The 21,064-nt window shown below is 60.2% G+C and carries 21 protein-coding genes and 1 tRNA gene; 9 read left to right on the top strand and 13 right to left on the bottom strand.

Annotated elements, in window-relative coordinates:
• Window positions 1-4 precede the first annotated feature (4 nt).
• The 5 genes from G3M63_RS07450 to G3M63_RS07430 form a co-directional block, all read right to left on the bottom strand.
• Window positions 5-2,878, bottom strand: coding sequence for a pilus assembly protein (locus G3M63_RS07450; protein ID WP_163982374.1), 2,874 nt, complete (start codon window positions 2,876-2,878; stop codon window positions 5-7).
• A gap of 1 nt (window position 2,879) precedes the next feature.
• Entirely contained in the window at window positions 2,880-3,386 is a 507-nt protein-coding gene (locus G3M63_RS07445; RefSeq protein ID WP_163982372.1) for a PilX N-terminal domain-containing pilus assembly protein, read from the bottom strand.
• 18 nt (window positions 3,387-3,404) lie between these two features.
• Window positions 3,405-4,184 (bottom strand): prepilin-type N-terminal cleavage/methylation domain-containing protein, encoded by a 780-nt coding sequence (locus tag G3M63_RS07440; protein ID WP_163982370.1) that lies wholly within the window; start codon window positions 4,182-4,184, stop codon window positions 3,405-3,407.
• Window positions 4,181-4,774: a type IV pilus modification protein PilV gene (gene pilV, locus G3M63_RS07435; protein ID WP_163982368.1), complete on the bottom strand. Its 594-nt coding sequence runs from the start codon at window positions 4,772-4,774 to the stop codon at window positions 4,181-4,183. The genes G3M63_RS07440 and pilV overlap by 4 nt, the downstream gene beginning before the upstream one ends.
• 132 nt (window positions 4,775-4,906) lie before the next feature.
• On the bottom strand, window positions 4,907-5,869 hold the full coding sequence (locus G3M63_RS07430; RefSeq protein WP_150301361.1) for a 2-hydroxyacid dehydrogenase: 963 nt from the start codon (window positions 5,867-5,869) through the stop codon (window positions 4,907-4,909).
• A 49-nt stretch (window positions 5,870-5,918) separates the two neighbouring features.
• Here G3M63_RS07430 and G3M63_RS07425 point away from each other — a divergent pair, with 49 nt between their 5' ends.
• Window positions 5,919-6,551, top strand: coding sequence for a LysE family translocator (locus G3M63_RS07425; RefSeq protein ID WP_163982366.1), 633 nt, complete (start codon window positions 5,919-5,921; stop codon window positions 6,549-6,551).
• A gap of 15 nt (window positions 6,552-6,566) precedes the next feature.
• Here G3M63_RS07425 and hemH read toward each other — a convergent pair whose 3' ends face one another.
• Both hemH and G3M63_RS07415 read right to left on the bottom strand, forming a co-directional pair.
• Window positions 6,567-7,589, bottom strand: a complete 1,023-nt coding sequence (gene hemH, locus G3M63_RS07420) for a ferrochelatase (RefSeq protein ID WP_163982365.1) — start codon at window positions 7,587-7,589, stop codon at window positions 6,567-6,569.
• 15 nt (window positions 7,590-7,604) lie between these two features.
• On the bottom strand, window positions 7,605-8,504 hold the full coding sequence (locus G3M63_RS07415) for a TIGR01777 family oxidoreductase (RefSeq protein ID WP_163982363.1): 900 nt from the start codon (window positions 8,502-8,504) through the stop codon (window positions 7,605-7,607).
• 207 nt (window positions 8,505-8,711) lie between these two features.
• On the opposite strand from G3M63_RS07415, the gene G3M63_RS07410 reads away from it, so the two are divergent.
• Both G3M63_RS07410 and G3M63_RS07405 read left to right on the top strand, forming a co-directional pair.
• Window positions 8,712-9,689 carry an NAD(P)/FAD-dependent oxidoreductase gene (locus tag G3M63_RS07410; RefSeq protein WP_163982361.1) on the top strand — a complete coding sequence of 326 codons (978 nt, stop codon included), beginning with the start codon at window positions 8,712-8,714 and terminating at the stop codon, window positions 9,687-9,689.
• 60 nt (window positions 9,690-9,749) lie between these two features.
• On the top strand, window positions 9,750-10,289 hold the full coding sequence (locus G3M63_RS07405) for a DUF2878 domain-containing protein (RefSeq protein ID WP_150301366.1): 540 nt from the start codon (window positions 9,750-9,752) through the stop codon (window positions 10,287-10,289).
• Between the two features lie 51 nt (window positions 10,290-10,340).
• Here the strand turns inward: G3M63_RS07405 and G3M63_RS07400 are convergent, their stop codons facing one another.
• From G3M63_RS07400 to hemA, 6 genes are read right to left on the bottom strand one after another with little or no spacing between them, the layout of a single operon-like run.
• The gene (locus G3M63_RS07400; RefSeq protein WP_150301367.1) at window positions 10,341-10,871 is read right to left on the bottom strand and encodes an acyloxyacyl hydrolase; all 531 of its coding nucleotides are present in this window, start codon (window positions 10,869-10,871) and stop codon (window positions 10,341-10,343) included.
• Between the two features lie 44 nt (window positions 10,872-10,915).
• Window positions 10,916-11,707, bottom strand: coding sequence for a glutamate racemase (gene murI, locus G3M63_RS07395; protein WP_163982359.1), 792 nt, complete (start codon window positions 11,705-11,707; stop codon window positions 10,916-10,918).
• Window positions 11,697-12,455, bottom strand: a complete 759-nt coding sequence (gene moeB / locus G3M63_RS07390; protein ID WP_163982357.1) for a molybdopterin-synthase adenylyltransferase MoeB — start codon at window positions 12,453-12,455, stop codon at window positions 11,697-11,699. The genes murI and moeB overlap by 11 nt, the downstream gene beginning before the upstream one ends.
• On the bottom strand, window positions 12,448-13,284 hold the full coding sequence (gene prmC, locus G3M63_RS07385; RefSeq protein ID WP_163982355.1) for a peptide chain release factor N(5)-glutamine methyltransferase: 837 nt from the start codon (window positions 13,282-13,284) through the stop codon (window positions 12,448-12,450). Before prmC ends, moeB begins: the two co-directional genes overlap by 8 nt.
• Window positions 13,281-14,366, bottom strand: coding sequence for a peptide chain release factor 1 (gene prfA / locus G3M63_RS07380; protein ID WP_150301371.1), 1,086 nt, complete (start codon window positions 14,364-14,366; stop codon window positions 13,281-13,283). The genes prmC and prfA overlap by 4 nt, the downstream gene beginning before the upstream one ends.
• A gap of 2 nt (window positions 14,367-14,368) precedes the next feature.
• Entirely contained in the window at window positions 14,369-15,643 is a 1,275-nt protein-coding gene (gene hemA / locus G3M63_RS07375; RefSeq protein ID WP_163982353.1) for a glutamyl-tRNA reductase, read from the bottom strand.
• Between the two features lie 265 nt (window positions 15,644-15,908).
• On the opposite strand from hemA, the gene G3M63_RS07370 reads away from it, so the two are divergent.
• From G3M63_RS07370 to G3M63_RS07345, 6 genes are all read left to right on the top strand, one after another.
• Complete coding sequence (locus G3M63_RS07370; protein ID WP_256670006.1) at window positions 15,909-17,648, top strand: tetratricopeptide repeat protein; 1,740 nt, start codon at window positions 15,909-15,911, stop codon at window positions 17,646-17,648.
• Window positions 17,648-18,268, top strand: a complete 621-nt coding sequence (lolB, locus tag G3M63_RS07365) for a lipoprotein insertase outer membrane protein LolB (protein WP_163982351.1) — start codon at window positions 17,648-17,650, stop codon at window positions 18,266-18,268. The genes G3M63_RS07370 and lolB overlap by 1 nt, the downstream gene beginning before the upstream one ends.
• Window positions 18,265-19,116: a 4-(cytidine 5'-diphospho)-2-C-methyl-D-erythritol kinase gene (gene ispE, locus G3M63_RS07360; protein ID WP_163982349.1), complete on the top strand. Its 852-nt coding sequence runs from the start codon at window positions 18,265-18,267 to the stop codon at window positions 19,114-19,116. Before lolB ends, ispE begins: the two co-directional genes overlap by 4 nt.
• A 32-nt stretch (window positions 19,117-19,148) precedes the next feature.
• Window positions 19,149-19,223 (top strand) — tRNA-Gln (locus G3M63_RS07355).
• A 114-nt stretch (window positions 19,224-19,337) separates the two neighbouring features.
• Window positions 19,338-20,279, top strand: a complete 942-nt coding sequence (locus G3M63_RS07350; protein ID WP_150301375.1) for a ribose-phosphate pyrophosphokinase — start codon at window positions 19,338-19,340, stop codon at window positions 20,277-20,279.
• 104 nt (window positions 20,280-20,383) lie between these two features.
• A complete protein-coding gene (locus G3M63_RS07345; RefSeq protein WP_163982347.1) occupies window positions 20,384-21,016 on the top strand; it encodes a 50S ribosomal protein L25/general stress protein Ctc in 633 nt (210 codons plus the stop codon).
• Window positions 21,017-21,064 lie beyond the last annotated feature (48 nt).

Genomic DNA, 21,064 nt, shown 5'->3' with positions numbered 1-21,064 from the left:
TCCCTCACATCCGTTGTCGCCAGTTGATTCGGTCGAAACGACAGGTGGCGGTCGCGGTGACGACCGCTACACCGCTTGAGCCCTGCACCAGGATGATGTCCGGCGCACAACCGGTCTGAGTGATTTCAGGATCGTCCTCGCGACGCACAATATTGATATCCCCAGGCAGCCCGATATCCAGATCCTTGCCGGCGACCTGCTCATCATCGTTATCGACGTTGTTGTCATTGTTGGTATCGAGAAACTTGCCCGGCGCCATGCTGCCGTTATCCAGCGAGAGCACCATGAGCCAGCCGGCGCCCTGGGTCATACAGGGGTCCGTGTCCGGCTTGATATATCCCGTGTTGAAAGAGACCTTGCCATCGCGCACCGCAAAATCCCGGGTTACCCTTTCACCGATCGCCTGCGCCCCGCTTATCAAGGGCAGACGCCAGCCATATTGGCTGGCCCAATCGACAGGGTTTACCGACACTCGACGGAATGTTCCGCCAGCGCCATCCGAGACGGTGGCCGAATCGATCTGTTGCGCCTGCAGATTGGCCGGTGCAAGCCCGCCAGCCGGAAGACTGGACGCGTCCAACACTGCATAGAAACTCTGCAAGGAGGTATCGGTAAGATCGGCCTGCTCCATGAGCTTGCCGGTGCCGAAAAACACCAGAGAACCGTTGGCGTCGGCGCTGCGGTGCACCTGAGGCCGAACGGTGATCGGTTGGTTCGCGTTCGCGGTGAATAGCGGTACGCCGCCGTGGGCAATGCTCCAGTCAGTGCTGTCAGCGTCGCTGAGGTCAAATTTCCACAGCTGTCCGTGCAGATCGCCAGCGAACACTGAGTAGTTGCCGCTTCCATCATCGTGCAACACCGGCGCCGACAGACCGTTCCCCTCGGTGGCATCCTCGCGGCTGGTAACGTCCAGCTTTCGGATCAACACGCCCGTTGCAAGATCGATCACCAGCAACGATGCGGTCCCCGCCGCGCTGCCGTAACCGTTTCCAGTAATCAGCACGCTCCGGTCATCCAGACGCGCCAGCACGGGCTGCGCATAGATATGTCCGAGGTCTTCCCAGCCTGGATCAGCGGCGTTGATTTCCCACAGCGCGCCGATCGCATTGTTGCCGGTGGTTGCATCGAACAACCGGATCGCCGCCAGTCCCTTGCCACCGGCGCCAAATCCGGTTGCCGCCACAGTGGACCAGATATCGCTCAATGGAATGTCGGCGACGGACAGACGGCCATCCACACCCGAACGGTGATTATTGCCATTGGAATAATCGCTGCGCGCCCGTGCACCCAGGCTGGCATGCAGGCCGGCGGGCAGAAAGGAATAGCGGTGCTGACCAGCGGTATCGAATACGCGGATAAAGCCATCGTTCGCACCCACTACGAGCGATTCGATCAGTTGCTGCTTACTGCTCCTATAGGCCGCGGGCGCACCGGATGTCGCCTGGTGCCGGGCCACCAGCACCGGCGAGGCGTTGATGACATCGCCAAGCAAGGACGTACGGGCGCGCAGACCAGCAACGTTCTGTCCACGCACCCAGTTCAGGAGAATCTGGCCAGCCTCACCAATGAGACCTGCCTGAACTGCTGCGTTATCAAGAATGGTTTGTTGCACCGGCGCCAGCATAGCCCTGGTGGCTCCATTCAACGCCACCGGACCAGCAAGGGTGGCGTCATGTGCAAGGCGCCAGGTCTGAAATACGCCAGGTCGGTTGGCCGGTGTGAAAGTCGAGTCAGTAGACCAGAGCACAGCGCCCGGCTCACCTTCCGCGTTCAACGTATGGGCGCTAAGCGAACCGCTCCAGTCCTTGGGATTAAATTTGCTCTGGTAATAGCGGCTGGTGCCGGCCTGCAGCACCTGGCTATCGACGGTCGCTCCGCCACCGGAACCGGACGAGGCCATGATCTCGCGCAACGCGGTGCGCAATGCTTCCTTCAGTTCCGTCCGGTCACTCGCCGTGTAGTATTTCCCACCGCCGGCGGTCGCCGTGTCGCGCAGGCGCGAATCATCCAGCGCGAAGCCGACAGTGAAGGTCTTCATGTTCTGGGTTGGAAAGGTCGGATCGTCCCAGCTTTTGCCGGCCTGGTCGGTGCCATCGCCAGTGTTGCGCATATCGGTATCCAATGCGAAACGCGCAATATCATCAAGATAGAAGGTGCTGCCTTCGGTGGAGGGATTCGGACTGTTTACATCGCCCTGGCTGTCACCATCCCAGTTCGGCAGATTGAATACACCAGACACCTGCGAATTATTACCCGCCGGGTCTTCAGCCAGCGTCGCAGGGAACTGGTTATCGTAGGTCGGCAGACCATCAGTCAGTACCAGACCGAAATTCTTCTGGCAGCGGTATTCTACGGGGCTGTTGAATTGTTCCCGGTTCTGCTCGGCATCTGACTGCGGATAGAACGCCCGAAGACCGCGCATGTAGCGCGTGACTTCGTAATAACTCTCAGCCAGCGGCGTCCAGGTTAGTCCTGAACGGCCACTGCCTGGATTGATATCGTCCAGCGCAGAATTGATTGCGTTGAAGCGTGATTCGCCAGTCGCTGTGCCTGCCGCAATGGATCCGACCGGCACCCGCAACAGACCGCCCGGCGCGTTGGTTCCCGAGCGAAAGGTAAACAGGCCGAAGCGTACGTCGCGGTTGTCGCTGATCACATCCTTCGCTGCGTCCCTGGCGATATTCAGACGGGTATCGCCGTCGATGCGGTTCATGACCATGCTCGAAGAGCTGTCAAACAACATAACGACGTTGGGCGACACGCTGGATGCCGAGAGCACCGGGCCGCTGAGCGGGGTGAACGCATTGGCCGAACAGGCCAGGGTCATGCCGAGCGCAAAACTGGCCAGCCGGCCAGCACCTGTTCGCGCCCCTTCCATGTTAAATCCTGGTATGTGCATAGGTTCCCTCCAGCACGGTGCGGGTGGTGCCTTTGAAGCCGACTACCGATATTCGATAGAGGGTGCTTGGTGCGCTGGCGCTCAGGTTGACCGGTATCTCGCTGTCGCCCAGCCGCACCACGCGGTACCAGACCGAGGCAGCGTTGCCCGCGATGGCTTCAGGCACTGCTATCCAGTTGTCCCCTGGCGAGGACAGCTGATCGATATCGAGCGCGGCGGCATCAATCTCGCACGCCGCGCCAGCGCAGACCTCGGCAGGCAACACCACCGCCAGGGTTTGCACCTGCCCTTCTACGAAGCGCATGCCTGCTTCAGCTGCCTGAAAGCTGTCATTCTTGAGTTTCAGGTTGGCTGCCATGCGCTCCTGGCTGATGGAGGTCTTGACGCCAGCTATCGCAGCCAGGCTCAGCAATAACAACAGCACCATGCTGATCAGCAAGGCGCTGCCCTGCTGGCTGTTTCGAGGGCAAAAATGACGGGGTGACATAAGCGCTTCCTTGCGTGTTCAGTCGAGACGATTGCGCAGCGCTGCAACCAGGGTGAAATCCTTTGTTTTGACACTTCCAGCATCCGGATCGGACGGATTCTCGGCCAACTGCAATACCAGACGCACGCTGCGAACCCGGCTCTCCAGACCCGTAACGTCAGTGACGTAGGCCCCCGAAACATGCACATCGGCATCGGATGCAGCCAAGCCGAATTGCGCATCGAAACCCGACACGCCTTCAATCAAGGTCTCAAAGTTGCCCATCCCGTTTACCCGCGTCTTGAGCGCATGATCCGTCAGCCGGTATTCCAGTTGACGCACCGGAACCACCAGGTCACCCGCTGCAGCCGTTACGCCGACGCCGCTATCAATACGCAGTCCGGCAACGCAATCGCTTACCAGTAGCCACCCTGCCCCAAGGCTTGAGGCAGTCAGCGTTACCTCTTCGGTCACGCGCTCAACCGCCGAGTCAGCTGTGATGATGGTCAGAATGCCGTCTTGAAAGGTAACGGGCGTAGCGAATGCGGCGGGGATCTGGTTGCGGGTTGCAATGGGAAGCCGTTCGATATCCAGGCAGCCGAACATGCCCACCTGCCTCAGCTCCGAGCTGATCCGGCTGAGCACGAAACGTGCGTTTTCCTGCATGGTGGCGGCGCTCTGCTGCATGCTGTAGGTCTGTTTGCTGGTGATGAATATCTGCATGACGCCCATGATCAGAATGAGCCCGAGCAACATGGCAATCATCAGCTCAACCAGACCGAAGCCGCGCTGTGCAGCGCGTGTGCTAGAGCTTTTCATGGCGTTTTCCGAACGATCGAGGAAACCACAAACTCGGTATCCTCCTGGCCCGCCACGATCCGCGCTTCGGACCAGCTGATGGTGATGGTGGCGGTGTCCGCAGCAACACGGATGCTGGCTTTACCTGATGGCAACTGACAGGTTACGGCGCGGACGAAGTCCGCGCGATCAAGGGCGATGATTGTGTCTGGCGCTTCCGCATCCGGATCGCAGGCGCCGGAAACCGAGCCTGCATATGAGGCAAGGTCGTCAGCGTTGGCACGCATCCGGTCAAGCAGGTCGTAGGCGATAAAGCTGGCGTGGGTGGTATGCGCGGCACTGGCACTGTAACGCACTGCATTGAGCTGTAATGATGCTGCGCCGAGTACACCGATAGCCAAAACCAGCACAGCAATGAGTACTTCGAGCAGGCTGACGCCACGCTGACTGATGCATTGTACTTCCGACCAGTCGTAAAGACGGTGAGCTGTCGACAGCCCATCAAACAGAAAAGGGTCTGCTGTCGCGGATACGGGGAAATCGAAGAAGGACTCGCCGCTGGCGAGAAGCTGTTCGGTGGTTACAACCGAATTCATTGTTGGCCAAGTCATTATTTGCTCGTCCCTGAGCGAAAGATGACCCGACCTTATTCCCGTCCTACCTGCCCCATCCATCACCTAAAGAGGTGGAGCAAGCCGGATTGTGCGCCAGTTGGCGCCAGATCGACGCAAATGCCAGCTTGATCAGCTAACTGACCGCCGCACCGCCCCATCCATAAAACCAGACAGGTTCTCCGCGAGCTGAGCAACGATGCGCTGCCTCGCTTCGCGGCTGCCCCAGGCGCTATGCGGCGTAATGATCAGATTAGGCACCTCGGTATCGAGTAGCGGATTGCCACGAGCCGGCGGCTCCTCGCTCAATACATCCAAAGCGGCTCCGCCGAGATGTCCGCTCTTCAAACTGGCAAGCAGCGCGTCCTCATCGACCAATCCGCCCCGCGCGGCATTCACCAGCAGGCTGCCAGGCTTCATCAATGCCAGCTCCGGCGCGCCTATCAGGTTGCGCGTGCTGTCCGTCAGCGGGCAATGCAGACTCAACACGTCGACCTGAGGCAACATCTCCCGCAACCCTGGACGGCCCGGCTGTTCACGACCCGGTAAGGCGCCCACCAGAAGCTGCATGCCAAACGCCTCGGCCAGCTTGCCAACCGCACGCCCGAGCTCACCGTAACCAAGAATCCCCAGGGTGCGGCCGGATAATTCGCCGATCGGATAATCCAGCAGGCAGAACTGGCTGCTGCGTTGCCAGGCGCCGGCTCTGACCGCTTGGCGATAGGATTCGAAGCGCGTGATCAGCACCAGCATCAGCATGATGCTGTGTTGGGCCACCGACGGCGTGCCATAGCCCTGGCAATTGCAGACCTGGATGCCGCGTCGACGCGCAGCATCCAGGTCGACGTTATTGGTCCCGGTAGCGGCTATCAGGATCAGTTTCAAGGCCGGACACGCGGCCATGGCGGTCTCGTCGATGACCACCTTGTTGGTGATCACCACCTGATGGTCACCGATCCGCTCGCTGACCTGCTCCGCTGTGGTTGCGTCGTACAGCGTCAACACCGCGGCGCTGTCTTCAAGCGGCTGCAGATCGAGATCATCCTTGTCCAGGGTAGCCTGGTCGAGAAATACCACGCGCAATTGTTCATTCATGGCTAGATCCAATTGGGTTTAAAATGGTCGATTTTCACGGGAGCGGTCGATGTACCTCAATGAATTTCTGCTGGTAGCGCTGATACATCTGCTGGCAGTCATGAGCCCCGGGCCGGATTTCGCCGTGGTCATCCGCAACAGCGTAAGTGCCGGACGACAGGCTGGACTGATGACCGCTGCGGGAATCGGCATTGGGATCTTTATTCATGTCGGCTATTCGCTACTGGGCATCGGCCTGATCGTCTCGCAATCGGTATGGCTGTTCAATCTGCTCAAGTTGCTGGCGGCGGCCTATCTGATCTATATCGGGGTCCGGGCACTTCGGGCGCAACCCCAGGGGCTGGCCGACGAGCGCACCCGCACGGTGTCCATGGCGCCACGGCAAGCCTTTCTCAACGGCTTCATAACCAACGGCCTGAACCCCAAGGCGACCCTGTTCTTCCTCTCGGTATTTACCGCTGTGATCAGCGCCCAGACGCCTCTGACGGTGCAAGCCGGCTACGGCCTTTATCTTGCCCTGGCGACCGGAACCTGGTTTGCGCTGGTTGCAGTGCTTTTCAGCCAGCCACGGGTCCGCCGCGGCTTTGCTCGGCTGGGACATTGGTTCGACCGACTGATGGGCGTCGTGCTGATCGGCCTGGGATTGCACCTGGTACTGGCCGAATGGCTGCGGCGTAGCTGATCAATTCCATCAGACTCAGACGGCCGCAGGCTCGGTGCGGCACCAGTGCTCCAGCGTATCGATCCACTTCGGATGGTCGTTCAGACAGGGCACCAGCACCAGTTCCTCGCCCCCGGCGGCCACAAACTGCTCGCGGGCACGATCACCGATCTCCTCAAGCGTCTCGATGCAATCGGCGACAAACGCCGGGCACATCACCAGCAAACGCTTGACCCCTTGGGCGGCCAGTTCGTCCAGCCTCTTCTCGGTATAGGGTTCGATCCATTTGTCGCGACCCAGCCGCGATTGAAAGGCCATGGACCATTTGTCATCGCTCAGCCCCATGCGTGCAGTGAATGCTTTGCTGACCGCCAGACACTGGGCGCGGTAGCAGGTGGCATGCGCCGGGGACGGCTGTTCGCAACACGCAGGATAGTTACCGCAGTGCGAGCCGGTCGGATCGGCCTTGCGCAGATGCCGTTCGGGCAACCCGTGGTAGCTGAGCAGCAGGTGATCGAAGCCCTGCTGCAGGTGCGGCTCGGCACTCTCGACCAGGGCGTCCATGTAACCCGGGCGATCGTAGAACGCAGGCACCACGGTCAGCTTGAGATTCAACTGATGCTTGGCAATGACCCGCTCAGTTTCCCTGATGGACGTGGTGATGGTGCTGTCGGCATGCTGCGGATACTGTTGCAGCAACAGCACCTCGCGCACGCCCGGCTTGGCGGCCAGTGCCAGAACGCCCCGTTCGATAGAAGGTTCGCCGTAGCGCATGGCCAACTCCACGGGCATATCCAGACGCGCCTGCAACGCCTCTTGCACGCGCCGGCTGATGACCAGCAGCGGCGAGCCCTGCTCCCACCAGATGGATGCGTAGGCGTGCGCGGACTGCTTGGGTCGGGTGGCCAGGATAATACTCACCAGCAAGCGACGTAACGGCCACGGCAGATCCACCACGTAAGGGTCCATCAGAAACTGATTCAGATAGCGGCGCACGTCGGCCACGCTGGTGCTGGCCGGTGAGCCCAGATTCAACAGTAAAACCCCACGATCCGACATTGACTGCTCCGATGCTCAGTGATTGTTTATTACATCATCCAGCGCCGCTTCAAGCGTCGCATGGCGAAAGCTGTAACCTGCTTCAATGATCCTGGCCGGCACTACTCGCTGGCCGGTCAACAACAAAATGGACATTTCCCCCAAGGCCGCTTTCAGGGCAATGCCAGGCAAAGGCATAAATGCAGGGCGATGGAGGGTTTTGCCCAATGCACTGCTGAACGCCTTGCTGGTCGCCGGGTCAGGTGCAGTGGCGTTATAGACGCCTTTGCACTCAGGGTGATTCAGCAGATGCAGGATGATGCCCACCTCATCCTGGATATGGATCCATGACATGTACTGCCTGCCCGATCCTATCGGCCCGCCAAGCCCCAGGCTGAATGGCTTGAGCAGACGCTGCAGAAAACCGCCGCCTGGCGCCAGCACCAGTCCGGTGCGTACCACGCATACTCGAATACCGTGCGAGCTTGCGCGCCGTGCCGCAGCTTCCCATGCGTCACAGAGCGTATGAGCATATTGCCGGTTGGCCGGGCTGTCCTCGGTGAGTTCCGCCTCGCCCCCATCGCCATACCAGCCAATGGCTGAGCCGCTGATCAACACTGAGGGCCGGCTTTTCAGAGCGCCCATCCAGTCAACCAGGTGCTCGGTGAGTGACACCCTGCTGGCCCAGAGTTGCGCCTTGCGCTCGGGTGACCAGCGCCGATCCGCTATGGGCGCGCCGGCGAGGTTGATGACGGCATCCAGCGGGACCGCATCAAGCTGCTCCAGACGCCCCACGCCTTTGACTTCCGACCCGCACAATGCCCAGACCTGTTCTGGTCGTCGGCTCCATACGCTTACCTGGTGTCCCTGCGCCAACAAACGATGACACAACGCCCGTCCAACCAGGCCTGTCCCCCCTGTTAACAATACGTGCATGGCTCGCCTCCCAGCATGCGTGACTCCCTGTGAAAACATCCTTACGAAACGGCAACAGACCCTGAGTCCAAGCTTAACAGGTCACTGACAAATCGCGACCAGTGCAGCTGAACGGTACCGCTCCAGAGCGGTTCTGAATGTACAGAGACCAGCAACCGACCGTATGATGATCGCCCGACGAGTTTAGCCCAACAGGAAGCTCCGCCCATGAGTTCTCTTCGTATTGCCGTTGTCGGCGCCGGTCTGGCAGGCGTCAGTGCAGCCAGTGCTCTGCGTGAGGATGACCACCAGGTATTCGTGTTCGACAAAAGCAGAGGCTGCGGTGGCCGATTGAGCAGCAAGCGAACGCCAATGGGCGGGTTCGACCTGGGCGCCCAGTATTTCACCGCGCGTGACAGCCGCTTTCGCCACGCGCTTCAGCATTGGCTGGATAGCGGATGGGTGGCGGAATGGACGCCCAGGCTCTACTGCTACGACGATACCGGCCTGCACGAATCGCCCGACGACCAGCAGCGCTTCGTTGGTCTCCCTGGCATGTCGGCACTGCCTCGCCAGCTGCTGGCGGATGTAACCCTCACCAGCCAGACGCATATAGAACGATTGCACCCTGTAGAGCCCGGGCAATGGATGCTGGAGGATAAAACAGGCGTAACGCACGGCCCCTTTGATCGTGTCGTCGTGGCCGTCCCCGCACCGCAGGCGGTAGTACTGCTGGAGCCGGCTCCAACGTTGCAGCAGACCGTAGCGCAGATCAGCATGTCGCCCACCTGGACGCTTGCGGTCGCCTTCGATCAACCGCTGGCAACCTCCGTCGACGCCTGCTTTGTACGCGGGGGCCCGCTCGACTGGGTCTCGCGCAACAGCAGCAAACCCGGGCGCCACGGCAGCGACAGCTGGGTGGTTCACTCAACCCCCGCCTGGGCGGCTGATCACCTTGAGGCTTCGCCTGAATCGGTAACGGCGCACTTGCTCGAAGCCTTATCCGAAGTGCTGGGAACCGCTCTCCCCGAACCTGCTTGTACCCATGTGCACCGCTGGCTTCTGGCTCGCCCCGACGATAAGCGTAACTGGGGCGCATTGGCCGCCCCAGAGCTGGGACTTTATGTGTGTGGCGATTGGTGCCTGGACGGCCGGGTCGAAAACGCCTGGCTTAGCGGACAACAGACCGCGCGCACCCTGGTCTGATCAGAACCCGGGCACGCATCAGGTAGACTCTCCAGCCGGCTCCATCATTCAGAGGACTCAATGGCGGCACGAAACAACTCCATTAACGCAGCATTATTCGTCGTTGGCTGGCTAGCCTGTCTGCTGGGCGGATATTCCGGCTGGCTACTGGTCGCCCTTGCTGCACTGGTAATGCACTTTGCGCTGGTCAGCTCATGGTCAGCGGAAGGCAAGACGGTGGTGAGCACGATGCTGGCTGGAGCAGCGCTGGATTCCTTCACGCTGCAAATGAATCTGCTCAGTTATCCCGGTGATCCCGCCCTGGTTCCACTGTGGCAGGCCCTGTTCTGGGCCCTGCTGGGAACCACGCTTAATCATTGCCTGGCCTGGAGCGGCCGAACGTGGTGGCTGGCCAGCACTGTTGGCGCCGTTGCAGCGTTAGCAGTCTACAGTGCTATCGCTGGGCTACGCGGTGTATACCTCGGACAAGCGCCGACAACCACCCTGGCGATTGCCGCTATCAGTTGGGCCGTCTTGTTTCCATTGCTACATGGTTTTGCTCAGCTGTATCGCGATCAATATCGAATGAAGCTGGCTGAAAGCAGGAACAAGCGCCGTTAGCTGCCCCGCCCGGCTGTGGCGGGGCCTCTGGCCGGAACATTCCGGTTGCTGTCAGATATCGAAGCGGTAGTGCAAGGAGACTGTTTCGATACCGTTGTTCGGGCTCTTGATGCCGGCATTGGAGTAGTGAAATACGCGTAGGCCAAGCTGCGAACCGTCAGCGAAACGCACACCGGCACCCAATCTGTCCTCGAACTGGAATTTCGAGCCCAGATCGACATTTTCGCTGTCGAAATCTGTTCGAGTGAAGTAGGACGCACCGATACCTGCCTCGATATAGGGCGTCATGGCGCTGTTGGGGCTACCAAAATCGAGTCGCAACACCGGCGAGATAGCAACGGTAGTGGCGTCAAGGCCGCTCCAGCGACGCACACCTGCATCCCAGTAGCCGCCGAGCCGCACGTTGCCAGACTGGTTCTGCCAAAGGGTCTGCCCAAAATCGAACTGAGCGGCTAACCGGAAGGTGTTGGTGGATTCCGAACTTCTACCCGCCTCAACAGAGATTCCATCCACCGCGTGAACTAATGGCGCCAATGTCGAAAAGGACAGCAGGCATCCAACTACAAGACCGCGTTTTTTCATTGATTTTTCCTTGCGCATCGAGCTACAAGCCCATTTGTATCCGTTTACACAGACAACGCTCGCACCGTCTCGTTCCGCCCCCAGAGCACTGGCAGCACGCGCCCCAGCGATTCCGGCGCCGCTGTAGTCCAGAACCGGGGCCGCTGAGCGCCGCCGGCGGCAAGAAGATCAGCCTCGATCAGACGCGCACGCAGCTGCCTCGCTACGGCGGCACCGGTATCAATCAAGGAAATGTGCGGGGGGAGAACAGCGAGCAACTGGGCGCGCAGAAAGGGGTAATGAGTACAACCAAGAATCAGCGTATCGCACCCCGCTTCCAGTAGCGTATCGGTATAGGCCCGTAACAGCTTTTCCACATGAGGCCCCCGCAGCTCGCCCCGCTCCACGCATTCCACCAGCCCCGGACACGGCTGGGTAACGACTTGTACCGAGCCGGCGAAACGGTCAAGCAGGGCAGCAAAGCGAGCGCTCTGCAAGGTACCTGTGGTCGCCAGCACGCCTACAACGCCGGAGCGCGTCGCCAGCGCCGCGGGTTTGACGGCGGGCTCCATGCCGACCACGGGCATGTCATACAGGCTGCGCAAGTCGGCAACCGCAGCCGCAGTGGCAGTGTTACAGGCGAGCACCAAAGCCTTGGCACCCTGCTCCACCAGAAACGCAGCGATCTTCCGGCTTCGCTCCCGAATATACTCAGCCGATTTCTCACCGTAGGGAACGTGGCCGCTGTCGGCGACATACAGCAGCGTCTCCTGCGGTAACAGACGGTTGATATCGCCCAGCACCGACAATCCGCCGACGCCGGAGTCGAACACGCCGACCGGTGCGTTATTGCTCAAGACCTGCGGCTCCACAGCAGCCGCAGGCCGGATCGCGCTTGACGCGCATTTCCCGGAAGCGGCTGGTCAACGCATCAATCAACAGCAATCGGCCGGTCAGCGGCTCGCCAAAACCCGCCAGCAATTTGAGCGCTTCCAGCGCCTGCAGACTGCCAATCATGCCCACCAGAGGGCCGATCACGCCTGCCTCGCTGCAGCTCAACGCCTCTTCGTCGCCCTCCCCGTACAGACACTGGTAGCAGGGGCTGTCTTCGCGCCGGGGGTCAAAAACGCTGACCTGGCCTTCCAGACGAATCGCCGCACCGGACACCAGCGGTTTGCCCGCCGCAAAACAGGCAGCGTTAACTGCCAGGCGGGTAGCAAAGTTGTCGGAGCAATCAAGCACCAGATCCACATCCCGCACGGCGCGATTCAGCGTCTCGCCTTCCAGCGCACGATCAATCAGCGTCAGCTGGACATCGGTATTGAGCGCCTGCAGCGTATCGCCTGCCGAGTCGACCTTGGTCCGGCCGACGTCCCGAGTGAGGTGAATGATCTGACGATGCAGATTGGTGGTGTCCACCGAATCATGATCAGCCAGCACCAGCGTGCCGACCCCGGCTGCAGCCAGGTACAGCGCGGCCGGCGCGCCCAAACCGCCCAGCCCGACAATCAGCACCCTGCTTTTGAGAAGGCTTTGCTGCCCATCGATGTCAATTTGCGGCAGCAGAATCTGCCGGCTGTAACGCAGTAGCTGTTGATCATCCATGCCAGCGCCCTCCACTGATACGTTGATGGCCGGCCAGATCCTGCCAGGATTGCACCTCGGCAAAACCCCGTGCAGCGAGCAGGTCGCGCACCGCATCTGCCTGCTCCCAGCCGTGCTCCAACAGGAGCCAGCCATCTGGTTGCAGATGATCAGGCGCTGCCTGGGCGATATGCCGGATGTCATCAAGACCGTCAGGCCCGCTGACCAGCGCGGTGGCGGGCTCGAAACGGACATCGCCTCCAATCAGATGCGGATCGTTTTCCGCGATGTAGGGCGGGTTGGAAACAATCAGGTCGAACGCCTTGCCTTGGGCGAGCCCGGCAAACCAGTCACTGAGCACAAAGGTGGCATTGCCGATGCCCAGCCGCTGACGGTTACGTTCGGCCAGCGCGACGGCGGGAGCCGTACTGTCGCAGCCGGTGACCTCCCAGGCCGGCCGCTCCACCGCCAGGGCAAGCGCCACGGCGCCTGTTCCGGTACCCAGATCGAGCACCCGGGCCGGATGCTTGACGACGCGCTCCAGGGCGACTTCAACCAGCCGCTCGGTATCCGGACGCGGAATCAGCGTCGAGCTGTCGACTTCCAGATCCAGGCTCCAGAACCCCCGGCGCCCGAGCAGATAGGCAACCGGCTCACCCGCTCGACGACGCTGCAACAAGTGCTGGAAACGTTCGATTTGCTCGGGCTGTGGCTGATGCTCTGGCCAGGTCATCAAGAAGCTGCGCGGCTTGTTCAAGGCATGCGCCAGCAACAACTCGGCATCCAGCCGCGGACTGTCTGAATCCGGCAGAGCCGCAGCGTGCAGCAGGGACGCCAGGTTCAGGCTCATGCGTGTTCCAGATCAGCCAACTGGTCAGCCTGATGTTCGCGTAACAGCGGCTCGATGACGTTGTCGAGCTCGCCCTGAATAACCTGATCGAGACTGTACAGGGTCAGATTGATCCGATGATCGGTCACCCGGCCCTGAGGGAAATTGTAGGTACGGATGCGCTCAGAACGGTCCCCCGAGCCGACCAGCTGCCGGCGGGCATCGGAGACCTCTTTATCCTGCGCCTCGCGCTGGCGACTTACGAGCTTGGATTGCAACAGGCTCATGGCCTTGGCGCGGTTCTTGTGCTGCGAGCGCTCTTCCTGGCATTCCACTACTATGCCGGTCGGCAAGTGTGTCAGACGTATCGCCGAATCCGTCTTGTTGACGTGCTGCCCACCCGCACCCGAGGAGCGATAGGTATCGACCCGAAGGTCCGCCGGATTGATCTCCACGGCAGCCTGCTCGTCCATCTCCGGCAATACCGCTACCGTGCAGGCGGAGGTATGGATACGCCCCTGGGATTCGGTTTCCGGCACGCGCTGCACCCGGTGAGCGCCGGATTCAAACTTGAGCTTGGCATATACGCCACGACCTTCGACCCGGGCGATGACTTCCTTGTAGCCGCCATGCTCGCCGATATTCTCCGAGAGAATCTCAACCTGCCAGCCCTGACGCTCGGCGTAACGCGAATACATGCGGAACAGATCGCCGGCAAAAATCGCCGCTTCGTCACCACCGGTGCCGGCACGCACCTCAAGGAATACGTTGCGTTCGTCGTTCGGATCCTTCGGCAACAGCAAGCGATTGAGGTCTTCTTCGAGGACCACTAGCCGCGCCTGACAGGCCTTGGCGTCTTCCTCGGCCATTTCGCGCATGTCGGCATCGCTGTCCTTGAGCAGGCTGCGCGCCTCGGCGAGATCAGCGGTGACCTGTTTCCATTGGGCATAACAGCTAATAGTGGGCTCAAGTTCGGCATATTCGCGGGAATAGGCGCGAAAACGCGTCTGGTCGCTGATCACTTCCGCGTCGCTAAGCAGTGCGGAGAGCTCTTCAAAGCGTTCCGTCAGTATATCCAGCCGGTTTAACAGTGATGCCTTCATGGTCAGCCTTGTGGTGAGTTCGTCTCGTCGTCCAGCGCGAACAGTTCCTGCGCCAGCGCCAGCGCTTCAGCCCGACCCTCTGCGCTCATCTGCTTGAGTTGCACACTTGGGTCATGCAGCAGTTTATTGGTCAGCGCACGGGCCATTTCCGCCAGCACAGCTGCCGGGTCCCCGCCGCGCTCAAGCTTCGCCTGCGCCTTGAGCAATTCCTGGTCGCGCAGTTGCTCAGCCTTCTGACGGTAGCGACGCAGGACATCCACCGCCGCCAGCGCTCTGAGGCGCTGCATGAACTCGGTGGAGCCCTGTTCGATCAGTCTTTCCGCCGCCTCAGCAGCGCCCTGACGCGAGCGCATGTTCTCTTCGATGACTTCGTGCAGATCATCGACGGTATACAGATACACATCCGAGAGCCCGCCAACCTCCGGCTCGATGTCACGCGGCACGGCGATATCAACCATGAATACCGGCCGGTGTTTGCGCTTGCGCAGCGCCCGTTCGACCATGCCCTTGCCGAGGATCGGCAGCGGACTGGCGGTGGAGCTGATAATAATGTCGCACCGCGACAGCACGTCAGGGATCTGGTTGAGGATGATAGCCTGCCCGCCCAGCGGTTCGCTGAGCAGTTGTGCACGCTCCAGAGTGCGGTTGGCGACGATGATGTCGCTGACACCCTGGTCGTACAGATGCCTGGCGACCAGGGCGATGGTCTCACCCGCGCCGATCAGCAGAGCCGTACTGCGCTGCAAATCGGAAAAGATCTGCTTTGCCAGACTGACTGCAGCAAAGGCAACCGACACCGGGTTCTCGCCAATTGACGTGTCGGTACGGACTTGTTTCGCGGTATTGAAGGTGCTCTGAAACAGTCGGTCGAGATAGGGACCCAGCGTTCCAGCGGTGCGCGCGGCCTGCCAGGCGTCCTTCATCTGACCGAAAATCTGCGGCTCACCCAACACCATCGAATCCAGACCGGCGGCAACGCGCATCATGTGCCGCACGGCCCCGGCATCGCTATGCAAATAGCTACAGTTCTGCAGGTCAGCGACCTCAAGCCCGTGGTAATGCGCTACCCATTCCACGACCCGATCAATGTCAGGATGATCCTGCGCGCAGTAGATCTCGGTGCGATTGCAAGTAGAGAGGATCGCGACTTCCTGGGTGTGCGTGTCGTTCAGCATCTGTTGCAGCGCGTCTGCCAGACGCTCAGGGGCAAACGCAACCCGCTCGCGCACGTCTACTGCAGCAGTCTTGTGATTGATCCCGAATGCGAGAAAGCCCATGGAGCCTCATATACCCGAACGACACGGGTCGAAAACGTGCAATTGTCCTATGTAAGCGGACGCCGATCAATTCCCGCGGGGATTTCCGCAACCGCAGCGTATGGCCCCATCGCCCGAATGCATCTACCAGACAAAGTTGGAAAGCCGCCGAGACGCATCTCGCCCAGACAATGGCTGGCATTTTCACCCGGTGCGGCTTTGGGCTTGCGCCGCATCCTGTGTCATGATGAGCCTCCCGCCTGTAACGATTCGAGCGTCCTTGTCAATGAAGGCTTTCTACACCTATCCCTTGCTGGTCACGGCATTCGGGCTCTGGCTCTCCGGTTGTGCTGCCACAGGCAACTCGCCGCAACCATCGCCTCAGCCTATAGCCCCTGAGGAAGCGATCTCGCAGCAGCCAGAACCGGAGCCGCCCATAGTATACGGCCAGTTCAGCCAGGACACGCTGTTCGCTCTGCTCAGCGCAGAGATCGCCGGCCAACGAAACCGCTTCGACGTCGCGCTGAACAATTACCTGGAGCAAGCTCGAATCACCCGCGACCCCGGCATCATTCAGCGCGCGATGCAGGTGGCGGAGTTTCTGGGCGCGCAGCAGCCGGCACTGGAAATGGCGCTGCTATGGGTGGAGGTGAAGCCAGAAGATCCTGAAGCGCTGCGCGCCGCCGCCTTACAACAGGCCAGGGCCGGTGACCATGAACGCGCCATGGCGATGATGGAAAAGGTGCTCGCCCTGCACGGCGAAACGCATTTTGATTTTCTTGCCCTCGCCGCCGCACAGACCGACTCCGCAACGCGCCAGGCTGCGCTGGAAAGCCTGCAGCAGTTACAACAGAAAAATCCGCAGAACGCCCAACTGGTGTTTGCCACTGCCCTGTTACTGCAACAGGAAGATCGTCAAGCCGAAGCCCTGGCGTTGCTCGAAAAGAACCCGGCGGCACACACCGCCTCAGCCCCGGTGATGCTGCACGCGCGCCTGCTGGCCGAACAGGGCGAAACGCAGAAAGCCATTTCTACATTGCAGGACGGCCTGATCAGTTTTCCGGACGACACACGCATGCGCCTGTTGCTCGCTCGACTGTTGGTAGCGAACGATGACCTGGAAGCGGCCGCAGCCCAGTTTGCCCTGCTTGTAGAGCAGAACCCGAATGATGCTGAGTTGCTGCTGGCACTGGGGCTGGTGAACCTGGAAAGTGGCGACCCTGACACGGCTATCGAGTACCTGGAGCGCCTGACCGACATCGCGCCCGGCAACAGCACCGGTTTGTACCACCTTGGCCTCGCCTACCAGGAATCCGGCGGCCAGGAAGATGCCCTGCGCACCTGGCAGAGCATCGATGATGGCAACGAATTTTTAACTTCGCGCCTGCAGATCAGCCGTGTGTTGATCGAGCGTGATAACCCGGACAGGCTGGCCGTTACCCTGGCAGCAGATCGTCTGGCCTATCCCGACCATCAGCTGCAGCTGTATCTGATCGAAATCGAGGCCCTGTTCGACGAGCATCCTCAACGCGCCCTGGACCGTATCAACGAAGCCCTGCAGGAATTCGAGGCACACACCAACCTGCTCTACATGCGCGCCATGGTCTCGGAAAAACTCGGCGACCCCGCGGGGCTGGAGAGGGATCTGCGGGCCATTCTTGAGCGCGAGCCGGATAATGCCATGGCACTGAACGCCCTGGGCTACACCCTGGCCGATCGCAACGAGCGCCTCGACGAAGCCCTGGAGTTGATCGAGCGGGCGCACCGCCTCGAACCGGATGATGCAGCCATCGCAGACAGCCTGGGGTGGGTACATTACCGGCTCGGCAATCTGGACAAGGCTGAGGAGCTGTTACGTCAGGCATATCGCGAATTTCCCGACCAGGAAGTCGCAGCGCACCTCGGAGAGGTGCTATGGAAACAAGGCCGCAAGGCCGAAGCCCGCGCAGTCTGGAACGAAGCCGTAGAGAACGAAGCGGAAGGAGAACTGATCCGTTCGACCCGAGAACGCCTGGGAGCCCGCTGATGAACCCATTCATACGTGTCGCCACGCTGGTCTGTGTGGCTGTGGCGCTGAGCGCCTGCGGTAATTTACACAAGCGCGAGACTCTTGAGTTCGGGGGCGACGCTGCCGCCTGGAAAGCCCATCGCCAGTCCGTCGAACCCATCGTCAGCTGGACGTTGCAGGGTAAACTGGGCATGCGCTCGCCCGAGCAATCCGGCAGTGGCACCCTGCTCTGGCTGCAGCAGCGGGAAAGCTATGACATCCGCCTGTCCGGCCCACTCGGACGGGGCGCGACCCAGATAGTCGGCACGCCTGCAGGCGTGACACTGGAGATTGCCGGGCGCGAACCCATGCACGCGGCCACGGCAGAAGATCTGCTGGAAGAGCAGATTGGCTGGCGCCTGCCTGTCGAGCATTTACTCTGGTGGGTCCGCGGTCTGCCAGCACCGGATAGCCCTAGCCGACTGCAGCTGGATATTGAGAGCCGGCTGGCTCGACTGCAACAATCAGGCTGGACCATTGAATACAGCCGCTATCAGGATGTTGATGGAATCGAGTTGCCGCAGCGCATGCAGCTGGCCGGGCACGATATCCTGCTCACTCTGATTATTACGCAATGGGATCCCGAGCTTTCCGAATGATCACTACACCCCTGAGTCTCCCGGCGCCAGCCAAGCTGAATCTGTTCCTGCACGTAACAGGTCGCCGGCCAAACGGTTACCACGAGTTGCAGACCCTGTTCCAGTTTCTCGACCATGGCGACACGCTGCACTTCGCTGCGCGGGAAGACGGCGGCATAACCCTTCAGCCAGAGCTCCCCGGCGTACCCGTCGAAGACAACCTGGTTGTCAGAGCGGCCCGATTGCTGCAACAGACCAGCGGCTGCACCCATGGCGCCGACATTCGCCTGGACAAACTTCTGCCCATGGGCGGCGGTATCGGCGGCGGCAGCTCCGACGCCGCCACAACACTGCTGGGGCTGAATCATTTATGGGAGACAGGCTTGAACCTCGAGCAGCTTGCTGAGCTAGGCTTGCAGTTGGGCGCCGACGTACCGGTGTTCGTACGCGGCCAGGCAGCCTGGGCCGAAGGAATCGGCGAGGAACTGACTCCGGTCGACCTGGAGGAGCCCTGGTATCTGGTAGTGGCCCCGCCCTGCCAGGTCAGTACCGCAGAAATTTTTTCGGATCAGAGGTTGACGCGTGATACGCCGCCCATTACATTAGCGGCCTTCCGGAGGCACGGAGGTCGAAATGACCTGCAGCCTGTTGTTGAAGCGCGTTATCCTGAAATACGTAACGCGTTGATCTTGCTAAACAATTATTGTGAAGCTAAGATGACCGGATCTGGCAGTTGCTTATTTGGGGCCTTCCCAAATAGACGTGAAGCTGATAAAGTTCGCGCCCGGTTGCCAGCCACACTGCAAACCTTTGTTGCAAAGGGATGTAACAGATCACCGTTACACCAGTTGCTTTACAAAGCGGCGTAAGAAGGATGCAACCTTTGCATCCGGACAGTTACAGGGGCGTAGCCAAGCGGTAAGGCAGCAGGTTTTGATCCTGCCATGCGTTGGTTCGAATCCAGCCGCCCCTGCCATTTTCCCGGCAGCAATCATTACATCTTGAGTCGATCTCACCGACCAGGCACCCTAGCCCGTTGTCGGCATCCCGGCTCATTCGCAACGACCACTACCCAGAAAGGTATTGCAGCGTGTCCAAGATGATGGTTTTCACGGGGAACGCCAACCCCGATCTGGCACGACGCGTCGTGCGTCAATTGCATATCCCCCTTGGTGATGCATCTGTCAGCCGCTTCAGCGATGGCGAAGTCAGTGTTGAACTCAACGAAAACGTGCGCGGCAAGGATGTCTTCATAATCCAGCCGACTTGCGCACCGACCAATGACAATCTGATGGAACTGGTGGTCATGGCTGATGCCCTGCGCCGCTCCTCCGCCTCACGTATTACTGCAGTCATCCCCTACTTTGGTTACGCCCGTCAGGATCGCCGTCCGCGCTCCGCTCGCGTGCCCATCAGCGCCAAGGTAGTGGCCGACATGCTCGACGTGGTGGGCGTCAACCGCGTTCTGACCGTTGATCTGCATGCCGACCAGATTCAGGGTTTCTTCGACATTCCGGTGGATAACATCTACGGTTCCCCGGTGCTGATCGACGACATCCAGGATCAGCGTATGGACAACCTGCTGATCGTTTCTCCGGACATCGGCGGTGTGGTCCGGGCCCGGGCGGTGGCGAAATCCCTCGGCGTGGACCTGGCGATTATCGACAAGCGTCGCCCCAAGGCCAATCAGTCCGAGGTCATGCACATCATCGGTGATGTGGAAAACCGCAACTGCATCCTGGTTGACGACATGGTCGACACCGCCGGCACCTTGTGCCATGCAGCCAAGGCTTTGAAGGATTTTGGCGCTACCCGTGTATCCGCTTATTGCACCCACCCGATCCTGTCGGGCAAGGCGATCGAAAATATCAACGGGTCCATGCTCGACGAACTCGTCGTGACCAATACCATCCCGCTGTCCGCCGCCGCAGAAAGCTGCGACCGCATCCGCCAGCTGGACATGGCACCGATTATTGCCGAAGCGATGCGTCGCATCAGCAACGAAGAATCCATCAGCGCAATGTTCCGTTAAGGAACAGGTACTGATACACACAGCCCGGCCATTTCGGCCGGGTTTTCATCATTCATCCGACGCGTTGGTCGCAAATGCCCGGATGCTTAGCAAGGAGACTACATATGGTCGACTTCACACTGAATGCGAAAGAGCGTAACGACCTGGGGAAAGGTGCGAGCCGCCGCCTGCGTCGTATCGCTGATCTGGTACCTGCCATTGTTTACGGTGGCAACAAGGAACCGCAAAGTATCTCGCTGGAAACACGCCAGCTGAACAAGGCGCTCGGAAACGAAGCCTTCTACTCGCACATCATCTCGCTTGATGTTGATGGCAAGAAGCAGGACGTTCTGCTCAAGGCACTGCAACGCCATCCTTCCAAGCCGCGCATCATGCACGTCGATCTTCTGCGTGTTGTAGCCGGTCACAAGGTTAACGTTCAGGTTCCGCTGCACTTCCTCAACGAAGACACTTGCCACGGCGTCAAGCAGGAAGGCGGCATGATTTTCCGCAACCTGCCTGAAATTGAAATCACCTGCCTGCCGAAGGATCTGCCAGAAGCGATCGATGTTGATCTCGCCAATCTCAAGCTGGGCGAAGTGATTCACCTGTCCGATCTGAAGCTGCCAAAAGGCGTAACCATCCCCAGCCTGGCGCTGGGTGCTGATCACGACCTGCCGGTTGTAAATGTCATGGCTCCGCGCGTTGCCGCTGAAGATGACCAGGCTACTGGAGAAGGCGAAGAGTCAGCGGAATAATCGCTGCTGAGTCTTCTGGAGGGCGCCCGTTGTGACGCAGGGAATCAA

It is taken from the genome of Pseudomonas sp. OIL-1 (genome assembly GCF_010669185.1).
Taxonomy (GTDB): Bacteria; Pseudomonadota; Gammaproteobacteria; order Pseudomonadales; family Pseudomonadaceae; genus Halopseudomonas; species Halopseudomonas profundi.
This window is presented reverse-complemented; position numbering and strand designations above follow the sequence as displayed.

Excerpts from the sequence above, each read along its gene's own strand:
- moeB (WP_163982357.1), bottom strand. The coding sequence starts at position 12,455 with ATGGATGATCAACAGCTACTGCGTTACAGCCGGCAGATTCTGCTGCCG.
- hemH (WP_163982365.1), bottom strand. The coding sequence starts at position 7,589 with ATGTCGGATCGTGGGGTTTTACTGTTGAATCTGGGCTCACCGGCCAGC.
- ispE (WP_163982349.1), top strand. The coding sequence starts at position 18,265 with ATGATCACTACACCCCTGAGTCTCCCGGCGCCAGCCAAGCTGAATCTG.
- G3M63_RS07405 (WP_150301366.1), top strand. The coding sequence starts at position 9,750 with ATGGCGGCACGAAACAACTCCATTAACGCAGCATTATTCGTCGTTGGC.
- prfA (WP_150301371.1), bottom strand. The coding sequence starts at position 14,366 with ATGAAGGCATCACTGTTAAACCGGCTGGATATACTGACGGAACGCTTT.
- lolB (WP_163982351.1), top strand. The coding sequence starts at position 17,648 with ATGAACCCATTCATACGTGTCGCCACGCTGGTCTGTGTGGCTGTGGCG.
- G3M63_RS07345 (WP_163982347.1), top strand. The coding sequence starts at position 20,384 with ATGGTCGACTTCACACTGAATGCGAAAGAGCGTAACGACCTGGGGAAA.
- G3M63_RS07415 (WP_163982363.1), bottom strand. The coding sequence starts at position 8,504 with ATGCACGTATTGTTAACAGGGGGGACAGGCCTGGTTGGACGGGCGTTG.
- G3M63_RS07430 (WP_150301361.1), bottom strand. The coding sequence starts at position 5,869 with ATGAATGAACAATTGCGCGTGGTATTTCTCGACCAGGCTACCCTGGAC.
- G3M63_RS07450 (WP_163982374.1), bottom strand. The coding sequence starts at position 2,878 with ATGGAAGGGGCGCGAACAGGTGCTGGCCGGCTGGCCAGTTTTGCGCTC.
- prmC (WP_163982355.1), bottom strand. The coding sequence starts at position 13,284 with ATGAGCCTGAACCTGGCGTCCCTGCTGCACGCTGCGGCTCTGCCGGAT.
- G3M63_RS07370 (WP_256670006.1), top strand. The coding sequence starts at position 15,909 with ATGAAGGCTTTCTACACCTATCCCTTGCTGGTCACGGCATTCGGGCTC.
- G3M63_RS07445 (WP_163982372.1), bottom strand. The coding sequence starts at position 3,386 with ATGTCACCCCGTCATTTTTGCCCTCGAAACAGCCAGCAGGGCAGCGCC.
- pilV (WP_163982368.1), bottom strand. The coding sequence starts at position 4,774 with ATGACTTGGCCAACAATGAATTCGGTTGTAACCACCGAACAGCTTCTC.
- G3M63_RS07410 (WP_163982361.1), top strand. The coding sequence starts at position 8,712 with ATGAGTTCTCTTCGTATTGCCGTTGTCGGCGCCGGTCTGGCAGGCGTC.
- G3M63_RS07400 (WP_150301367.1), bottom strand. The coding sequence starts at position 10,871 with ATGAAAAAACGCGGTCTTGTAGTTGGATGCCTGCTGTCCTTTTCGACA.
- G3M63_RS07440 (WP_163982370.1), bottom strand. The coding sequence starts at position 4,184 with ATGAAAAGCTCTAGCACACGCGCTGCACAGCGCGGCTTCGGTCTGGTT.
- G3M63_RS07425 (WP_163982366.1), top strand. The coding sequence starts at position 5,919 with ATGTACCTCAATGAATTTCTGCTGGTAGCGCTGATACATCTGCTGGCA.
- hemA (WP_163982353.1), bottom strand. The coding sequence starts at position 15,643 with ATGGGCTTTCTCGCATTCGGGATCAATCACAAGACTGCTGCAGTAGAC.